At 64.4% G+C, this 9,088-nt stretch carries 6 protein-coding genes; 4 read left to right on the forward strand and 2 right to left on the reverse strand.

The features are described 5' to 3' along the window. Positions 1–2,078, reverse strand: a 2,078-nt coding sequence (locus KDH09_13420) for a hypothetical protein (GenBank protein ID MCB0220693.1), incomplete at its 3' end; no start/stop codon positions are given. Positions 2,079–2,397: 319 nt separating this feature from the next. Between KDH09_13420 and KDH09_13425 the strand changes: the two genes are divergently transcribed. From KDH09_13425 to KDH09_13440, 4 genes are all read left to right on the forward strand, one after another. Continuing rightward, positions 2,398–4,278: a tetratricopeptide repeat protein gene (locus KDH09_13425; protein MCB0220694.1), complete on the forward strand. Its 1,881-nt coding sequence runs from the start codon at positions 2,398–2,400 to the stop codon at positions 4,276–4,278. 143 nt (positions 4,279–4,421) lie between these two features. Further along, positions 4,422–4,985, forward strand: a complete 564-nt coding sequence (locus KDH09_13430; GenBank protein MCB0220695.1) for a hypothetical protein — start codon at positions 4,422–4,424, stop codon at positions 4,983–4,985. Between the two features lie 48 nt (positions 4,986–5,033). After that, a complete protein-coding gene (miaB, locus tag KDH09_13435) occupies positions 5,034–6,494 on the forward strand; it encodes a tRNA (N6-isopentenyl adenosine(37)-C2)-methylthiotransferase MiaB (protein MCB0220696.1) in 1,461 nt (486 codons plus the stop codon). Positions 6,495–6,580: 86 nt separating this feature from the next. After that, positions 6,581–7,192, forward strand: a complete 612-nt coding sequence (locus tag KDH09_13440) for a bifunctional nuclease family protein (protein ID MCB0220697.1) — start codon at positions 6,581–6,583, stop codon at positions 7,190–7,192. Positions 7,193–7,332: 140 nt separating this feature from the next. Here the strand turns inward: KDH09_13440 and KDH09_13445 are convergent, their stop codons facing one another. Continuing rightward, positions 7,333–8,835 carry a proline--tRNA ligase gene (locus KDH09_13445; protein ID MCB0220698.1) on the reverse strand — a complete coding sequence of 501 codons (1,503 nt, stop codon included), beginning with the start codon at positions 8,833–8,835 and terminating at the stop codon, positions 7,333–7,335. Positions 8,836–9,088 lie beyond the last annotated feature (253 nt).

Genomic DNA, 9,088 nt, shown 5'->3' on the forward strand with positions numbered 1-9,088 from the left:
ACCTGCGCGGGCACCGGGCCGGTCTCCACGGTGACGGACGTGCCGTCCACCGCGGTCTTGATGAGCTCGGGCATGATGTTCGTCGCGAAGGTCAGTGATACGGCTTCCTGGGAGGCCGGGTTCGAGAGGTTGAACACCAGATCGTCGAAAGTCGCGACGCCCGCGTCGAGGGTCTGCGTCGTCGTGCCGGTAAAGGAGCCAGCCGACATTTCCGATACGGTCACCGTATTGGTGTTGTTGGAAGTGATCACATTGTCGTTGACGTCGAGCACGCGGACGGTGAAGTCCTCCCACTGCACGGTGTCGGTCGCGGGGGTCGTGGGCGCCGTGCCGAAGGCCAGGTGGTGGGCCGCGCCGTGTGTGACGTTGAAGGCGCTCGAATCAGCGTTGGTGGAGCCGCCGCTGGCGCGCAGCTTGGCGCCGGTTCCCACCTTGGTGAGATTCACGCCGGTCCAGGTGGCGACGCCGCTGGTGGTGGTGGCCTGGTCCGACATCTGGTCGGTCTCGAGAACGGGCGTCGTGGCAAAAGTCCCGCCGTTGCGGGTCAGCGTCATTACCGTGCCGTCGGTGACGTTGTTGTCGTATTCATCGTGCACGCCGACTTTGACCTCAAAATCATCGGCAGAATCGGTACTGGTGGAGGCCGGCGGCTGTTTACCGCCATCGGCCATCGCAAAGGAAATCGAATACACCGGTCCGGGAACGATGTTGAAGCTCGCGCTGTCGGCGGTGGTCATGGTGGCCATGTGCGTGGCGCGCAGGACGTAGCCCGAGCCGACCTTGTCGATCCCCACGCCGCCGAAGGTGGCCGTGCCACCCGCGCTGGTGGAGACGGTGGTATTGGTCGCGCGCAGGGTGCCGGTGCCCGGGTTGGTCTGGATGCTCAGCACGATGTTCTCGCCGGCCACCGGGTTGCCGAAGGCATCGGCGGCATCGACGGGCACGCTCATGGTCGAGGTCGATTCCAGGTTCTGGCTCATACTCGGCGCGCCCGAGAAGCTCAGGCTCGAAATGGCCGCCGGGCTGACGGTCACCATCACGTCGGTGATGTCGGGCAACAAGGTGGTGGTGAAGTCGAGGGTCACGTCCTCGGCCTTGTTGTAGACAAGGTTGTCGAAGGTGGCCACGCCGCTGGTGACCGGCTCGGTCAGGGTCGAGCCGCCGGTGAAGCCGTCGCCCGTCGTGACCGAGGCGCTGATCATGGTGGAGTTATCGGTGGCGACCGCGTCGCCGAAGCAGTCCTGGACCTCCACGGTGACGGGCATGGACGAACCGTCGGCCCACGCGACGCCGGCGGTCTGGCCGGCCGCGGGCGCGTTGCCGAACGCGATCTGCGTTGCCGTGCCGGCGGCGCCGCACTGCACGTTCACGTTGACCGAGCCCGGCAGCGTCGTAATGGTGCCCACGGTGGTGCTGACGTCGAGGTCCACGGACTCGATGGCATCAAAGGAGAGATCGTTGAAAGTGGCCACGCCGCTCACGAGCGCCTTGGTCGCGTTGGTGAACGCGCCGCCGCCCATGGCCAGCTTGCCGATGGTGACGTTGCCCGAAGCGCCGGTGACCACGTTGCCCAGATTGTCGCGGGCCTCGAGCGTGAAGGTCGTCCAGGCCTGATCCACCACCGCGGTGCTCGCGGGCGCGGTGCCGTAGGCGAGGGTGACGGCGGTGCCGGGGTCAACGACCACCTGCCTGCCGGAAATCCCGTCGAGCTCGGGCGTCGTGATGTTGAAGGTGAGCGTCTGCGCGGTCTCGGTGCTGAAGACAAAGGTCGCCATGCCATCGGAGTTGGTGACGCTATTGGCCGCGCCGCCGTTGGCACCCACAATGGTCCCCTGCGGGGAGACGAAGGTGACGTTGATGACCACGCCCGGGGTCGGCACGTTCGCGCCTGCCGCGTTCTGCAGCTCCACGGTGAAGGTGAAGTTCTCGCCCGCGGCCACGTTGGCCGGCGGCTGCGTTGCGAACCCGAGCTTCGTCGCGCCCGCGGCAATGGCCGCGTCGGTACCGCTGCAACCGCTGCCCAGAACAACCAGAGACAGGGCCGCCAGGGCCCACCACTTCGCAAGAATCGCTTTCATGAATCACTCCAAAGTGCGCCGCGCTCGCGCAGCCGCGCCGCGTCCCCGCCCATGGGGAGCTCGGCCAGAATCGGGATACCCACCCGTCCGAAGAAGAATCGGAACAGGTACAAAGGTAGCGCGCGCGCCTGAAATTCGCAAAAAGCCCAGTGATTTGGCGCACCTTGCACACGCAGCCCGGCGCACGAAAGGCCGAAATAAGTGAGAAAATAAGGCGGATCGGGCCGCTCGCCGAAGGCGAGCGGTTTGGTGGGGCTAGGATTGGTGCTGGCGTGGTTTGGGCTCGCGGCTATAGTCGCATGTTCAAATGAACCGTCTGATGACCAGCACAGTTGCCGCGTTTGCGCTCACCGCGAGCGTGTCCGTAATTTCAGCCCTGGGTGGCTTCTTCCTCTTCGACGACTACCCCAGCATCGTCCACAACCAGGCTGTCACGCTCTTCGATCCCGGATCGCTACACAGCTGGTGGTTGGCAGCCTTTGGCTCACCCGCAACCCTGCGGCCGGTTTCCTATCTAAGCTTCGCAATCCAGTGGTGGTTCTCTCCGGAGAATCCTGCTGCAATGCGCGTGGTCAACATCCTGTTACATACCGGAGCGGCGGTATTCGTCTACCTGGGCCTGCGCGAGGGCCTTCGGCTGCTGCGCGAGAGCGTCGAGACTGCCGATGAGCGGCTCGCTTTGCTCGGTGCACTCCTGTGGGCGCTGCACCCGGTGCAGACCCAGCCGGTGAACTTCATCGTTCAGCGCATGACTCTCCTGGCCGGTCTATTCGCAGTGGCGACGTTCTGGCTCTACTTCCGGGGCCGCAGGACCGGGCAGCGCCGCTGGTATGCCTGGGCCGCCGGGGCGTATGGGTTGGCGCTGCTGAGCAAGGAGAATGCGGCGGTCGTGCCCGTTGTCTTGGTAGCCTGGGAGTGGCTGCTCGGGCCCGAAGAGGCGCCAGCGGCACGAAAGCGACGCTTCCTGTGGCTACTGGCTGCTTGCGCCCCGCCGGTCGCCATGGCGGGAATTTATGCGGCCACCAGCAGCAATCATTTTGCCCTTGGCGCGCTTCCCAATCGGGATTTCACCCTGTGGGAACGAACTCTCTCTGCTCCCCGGATGTATCTGCGCTATGTCGGACTGCTCTTCTGGCCCTATCCGCAGGCACTCGATTACGGGCTCCAGCCAAGCCGCTCGTTCCTGGATCCCTGGACAACCCTGCCCGCGTGGGCTGCCATGGGCGCGGTGCTGGCCGCCATCTGGAAATGGCGGGGCCGCTGGCCAATCGCGGCCTTTGCCGTGCTGGCCTTCGTTCTGGCGCTCGCCCCGGAGAGCACCTTCCTCAACCTCGAACTCTTCTACGAGCACCGGCTCTACCTGCCCAGCGTCTTTGTTCTCCCGCTTGTCCCGTGGGGCGTGCAGGCGTTGCTGGGAAGATTTCGCATGGACGCGCGCGGCGTTGCGGCTGCGATGGGGGTTCTGCTCGCTCTGGCCGCGGGGCGGACCTGGGCGCGCAATCTGGACTGGGGAGACGAGATCCGGCTCATGGAGAAGAATGTTGTGGCCTATCCCGATAACCACCGCGCCCGCGAGAACCTAGCAATGAGCCTGCGCCTGGCAAAGCGCCTCGAAGAGGCGGAAGCGCAAGCCCGTGAGGCGATTGAGATTGCGCCAGGATCGGCAAGAGCATACATGGTGCTCGGCGAAATCTTGATTGACGAGGGGGATAGCCAACAGAGCAGAGCCTCATTGCAGAAGGCATTACAGCTTGATTCCAGTCTCATTCGGGCAAAGCTCGCGCTGGCGAAATCTTTCGGTACGGGCGGTGATCACGAGCAAGCCCTGCGCTATGCGCGAGAGGCCGTGGCGGAAAACTCGAGACACCCTGAAGCTCAGCTCTATCTGGGAATTGAGCTGATGGAACTCAAGGAATTCGAGAAGGCCATCTCTCATTTCAGGATCGCGGCTGAACTTGATCCGAAGAGCAAGGATGCTGTCTACAATCTGGGGCTGGCGTATGCCCAGGCAGGCAATGAGCAAGCTGCAATTGATGCGTGGAGACGCGCCGACGAAATCGCGCCGAACCAGCCGGACGTGCTGCGAAATCTCGGCATTGCCCTCCATCGGCAGGGAGACCGGGCACAGGCCATGTTATATTTTCAGAAGGCCTGTATCGCGGGGGATCAGCAGAGCTGCGGCATTGTGCAGCGTAGATAGTGCTTTCTCGATGTAAATTCTGCGGTCCATCTCGGTTCATTTCGGACCATCGTGGACCATCGTGGGTCACGCCCCTTGATCGGTCGACGACAATCCCCATACTGGGAATGGACGTCCTGCTTGGGCGAGGGTGAGGTGCTGCGATGACAAGCAACCCGATGCGATTCCTGATTCTTCCTTTTCTGATCCTTGCCGCGATGCTCGTGCGGCCGGGACCGGCGCGAGCTGCGGAGTTCAGTTCCGCAGGGGTGGTGCCGGTTGTCGGAAAGAACTGCAAGGAAAGCGGCGTGCAAAAATCCCCCGACGGCGTGTTCGCCCTCTATGTTTTTTGTGATGATGCGGCGGGTGTGCATGTAGGCATTGTGTGCGTGAAGCTGGAGTGCGAGCGCTACGTGAGATGGGACGCGGCAAATCGGTTCTGGCAGGAAAAGGAATGGGCTTCCGATGTCAGGGAATACGTGTGGCTGGATGGTGGTTCGCGCCTGTTGGTTGGTACTTCCGAGATTTACGGGACCGGGCTGTGCTATGTCCTGGACATTCCCACTCGATTGGCTACCGCTCTGAAATTGCCCGAAGAACTCGGAAAGTATGTCGAGTGTTCGATTAAGGCCATTTCGAACGACGGCAGCAAAGCGCAGGTTCAGGTCGCCGTGCCGCATGCCCGGCACGACATCGAGGTTGAGATTCCCCCGGCGCCATCCCGCTAGGCGCCCGTGTTGACTCCCCGGACCTTTGGACCCATTTTTGGCCCCGCGATGAGTGAGCGATCCGCACAACCCGGTTCCCCCGAGCTCTCCGCGGCAGAGGCCGAGGATCTCGACCGCGTGCGCGTGGCGGGCGGGGCCCGCGCAGCGAGCGAGACAAACGCGGAAGCCGCCGCCGGCGGCAAGCGGCTGTATCTGGAGACCTACGGGTGTCAGATGAATGATCGCGATTCCGACACGCTGGTGTCCCTGCTGGCGGCGCACGGCTACGGGCTCACCGACGATCCGGCGGTTGCCGATCTCATCTGCGTGAACACGTGCAGCGTGCGCGCCAAGGCCGAGGACAAGACCTGGTCGGAGCTCGGGCGCTACCGCGTGCTCAAGGAAGAGAACCCGGCGCTTCGCATCGCCATGGTGGGCTGCGTCGCCCAGCAGGTGGGCGAGGACGCGGTGGGCCGCGCGCGCTATCTCGACCTGGTGGTCGGCACCCACAACATCCACGCGCTGCCCGAGATGCTTGCCGAGCGCGAGCGCACCGGCCGCCCGGTGGTGCGCGCGGATTTTCACGCCGAAGAGCAGAAGATCTTCCGCCCCGCCGAGATCGATGCGTCGGGGCGGCTGCAGGCCTTTGTGAACATCATGGTGGGCTGCGACCACCAGTGCACCTACTGCATCGTGCCCATGACGCGCGGCCCCGAGATCTCGCGGGCTCCAGGTGACGTGCTCTCCGAGGTGCGCGCGCTGGCGGGGCAGGGCGTCAAAGAGATCATGCTGCTCGGCCAGAACGTGAACTCCTACGGCAAGCAGTGGGCCCACCTTGGAAAAGAAGGAGGCCCCGACTTCGGCGAGCTCGTCTTCGAAGTCGCCAAAGTCGAGGGCGTGGAGCGCATCCGCTTTACCTCGCCGCACCCGATGAACGTGGGCGAGACGCTCTACCGCGCCTTTGCCGCGTGCGAGAAGCTCCAGCCGCACATTCATCTGCCGCTGCAATCGGGAAGCGACGCGGTGCTGCGCCGCATGAAGCGCGAGTACAAGGTGGAAAAATTTCTCGAAGTGGTCGAGAAACTGCGCGCGGCGCGACCGGGAATTTCGATTACGACCGACATCATCGTGGGCTTTCCCGGCGAGAGTTCCGAAGACTACGAGGCAACCCTCGCCGTGATGGAGCGCGTGCGTTTCGATGGCGCCTACTCCTTTGCCTACTCAAAACGCCCCGGAACGCCTGCCCTGAAGCTTGACGGGGACGTTCCGGCGGAGTTGGCGAAGGAGCGCCTTCGTCGGTTACAATCCCTGCAGGAAGAGATCAGCGCCGAAGTCGCCCGCAACATGGTGGGCCGCGTGGAGCAGGTGCTGGTCGAAGGGCGCAGCCGCCGCCGCGAGGACCAGGTGAGCGGGCGCGCCGGCAGCAACTGGACCGTCAACTTCGACGGTCCTCCCTCGCTCATCGGCCAGGTGGTGGCCGTCGAGATCACCGAGGGGCTTCCCCACACCCTGCGCGGCAGGCTGGTCTGATTTTTTGGGGCGCGCATCGAGAGCGTGCCCACGCCGCCCGGAGCAATTTCCGCGCGCCGCCCATCAGGCGCGCAAGGCAAGGAACCATGAAGCGCGAAGTCGAAATCTCCGCCCTGACCCTGGACCCCAACACCAACTCGCCGGTGGTGGTGCTCAAGGACAAGAGCGGCCCGGACTCGATCCCCATCTGGATCGGATTCGTGGAGGCCAGCGCCATTGCCATGGAGCTGGAAAAAGTCGAAGTGGGCCGGCCGCTCACCCACGATCTTGCCAAGAACATCCTGACCGAGCTTGGCGCGCGACTGGCTTCGATCGAAGTCAGCGATCTCAAGGACAACACCTACTTCGCGACGCTCAATCTCGAGCGCGCCGGTGAATCCCTGGCCATCGACTCGCGCCCCTCGGACGCGATTGCACTGGCCGTGCGCTTCGACGCGCCGATCTTCATCGCCGAGAGCGTCTTCAACGCCTCGCGCAAGATTCAGGAAGACCAGAAAGCCGCCGGCGGCGCGCAGAAGGCGCAGACCCCCGGCGAGGGCGAGGAAGTGGGCGACAAGCCCGTGGGCGCCCTCGATCCGGCGGCCGCCAAGGAAGGCGAGGAAGACGCGCCCGCGTTCTCGCAGTTCCGAAACGAAAACCGCGAAGAGTGGACCGAGATTCTCGAAAAGCTCGACCCCAAGAAACTTTCCAAGCAATAGAGAGCGAAGCGCGCCCTTGAGTCTCCCCCGGGTTTCGGGAGAGATGCCCGCAGGGCAGAGGGGGCGAGCCGGCCGGGCGAACCCCCTCCGGCTTCCAGCCACCTCCCCCGTCCACGCGGGAGGGAAAGCGGTTCGCGTTCCTAGTAGGCCCGCGCGAAGACGATCTTCTTCACGCCCTGCTCGCCGGTGAAGATGCAGGGGCCGCGCTCGTCGTTGTTCTCGAGCGGAACGCAGCGCGGCGTCACCTTGAACTCGGCCAGGACGTCCTCGTACTGCTTGTCGTTCTCGCTGGCATACGCGACCGCAAAGCCCGGCGATTCCTGGCCGAAGTAATCGCGCAGCTCGTCGAGGCTGGCGACCTCCTGCGTGCGCTCCTCGCGGAAGGCGCGGGCGCGGCTCAAAAGGTTGTCCTGCATTTCTTCGAGAATGCCGGCGGCGCTTTCCACAAACTCGGCAAGCGGCACGCCCTTCTTCTCCTTGACGCCCAGGTCGCGGCGGCCAAGGAACACGCTGCCCGAATCCACGTCGCGCGGGCCAACTTCGAGCCGAAGCGGCACGCCCTTCTTGATGTGCTGCCAGGCCTTCTCGCCGCCGCGCAGATCGCGATCGTCGCGCTTCACCACGATGGGCTGGCCATCGAAGAGCTTGCCGCGCAGCCCGGATTCGAGCTTGTCGCAGAACTCGAGGACCTTCGCGCGCTCGGAATCGTCGCGGTAGATGGGCAGCACCACCGCGTGGGCGGGCGCCAGTTTGGGCGGCATCACCATGCCGTCGTCGTCGGCGTGGCTCATCACCAGCCCGCCGATCAGCCGCGTCGAGACGCCCCACGAAGTCGTCCACGCGAACTCGTGCTGGCCCTCGGCGGAGAGGTATTTGATCTCCTGCGCCTTCGCGAAGTTCTGTCCCAGGAAATGCGAAGTCCCGGCCTGCAGCGCCTTGCCGTCCTGCATCAGCGCCTCGATCGAATAGGTGTTCACCGCGCCGGGGAATCGCTCGCCCGCCGTCTTCTCGCCCTTGATCACCGGCATCGCCATGTAGTTCTCGGCGAACTCGGCATAGACGTCCAGCATCTTGCGCGTCTCCTCGCGCGCCTCGGCCTCGGTGGCATGGGCCGTGTGACCCTCCTGCCAGAGAAACTCGGTGGTGCGAAGAAAGAGCCGCGTGCGCATCTCCCAGCGGACGACATTCGCCCACTGGTTGATGAGGATCGGCAGATCGCGGTAGGAGTCGGTCCACTTCGAGAACATCGCGCCGATCACCGTCTCCGAAGTCGGCCGCACGATCAGCGGCTCCTCGAGCTCGCCCGCCGGAACGAGCCCGCCGTCGGGGCCCGCCTCCAGCCGGTGATGGGTTACCACCGCGCACTCCTTGGCAAAGCCCTCGACGTGCTCGGCTTCCTTCTCGAGAAAGCTCTTGGGAATGAACAGCGGGAAATAGGCATTCTCGTGCCCGGTCTCCTTGAAGCGCCGGTCGAGCACGCGCTGGATGTTCTCCCAGAGCCCGTAGCCCCAGGGCTTGATCACCATGCACCCGCGCACCGGCGAATTCTCCGCCAGGTCCGCGGCCTTGATGACCTGCTGGTACCACTCGGGATAATCCTCGGCCCGCGTCGGGCTGATCGCGTTCTGGGGCTGCTTGGCCATGGGGCTGCTTACTCCTCGTGAGTCCCTCAGGCGGGACTTCTGGAGGCGTGGAGTTACCGGTACGTGCAGGGGTTTGGCAAGCCTCGCCCGTCTCCATTGACGGCGCGCTTGCTTCAGCGCAGTTTTCGTCCACGGGCGCATCCGCGCCTTCTTCTCGTTCGTCGTGGACGTCAGTCGTGGACGTGGACGAATCTTTCACCTCTCCCTCTGAGGGAGAGGTCGAGCGAAGTGAGGGTGAGGGTGCGATCGACGG

The sequence above is a fragment of the Chrysiogenia bacterium genome, from assembly GCA_020434085.1.
In the GTDB taxonomy this organism is placed as follows: domain Bacteria; phylum JAGRBM01; class JAGRBM01; order JAGRBM01; family JAGRBM01; genus JAGRBM01.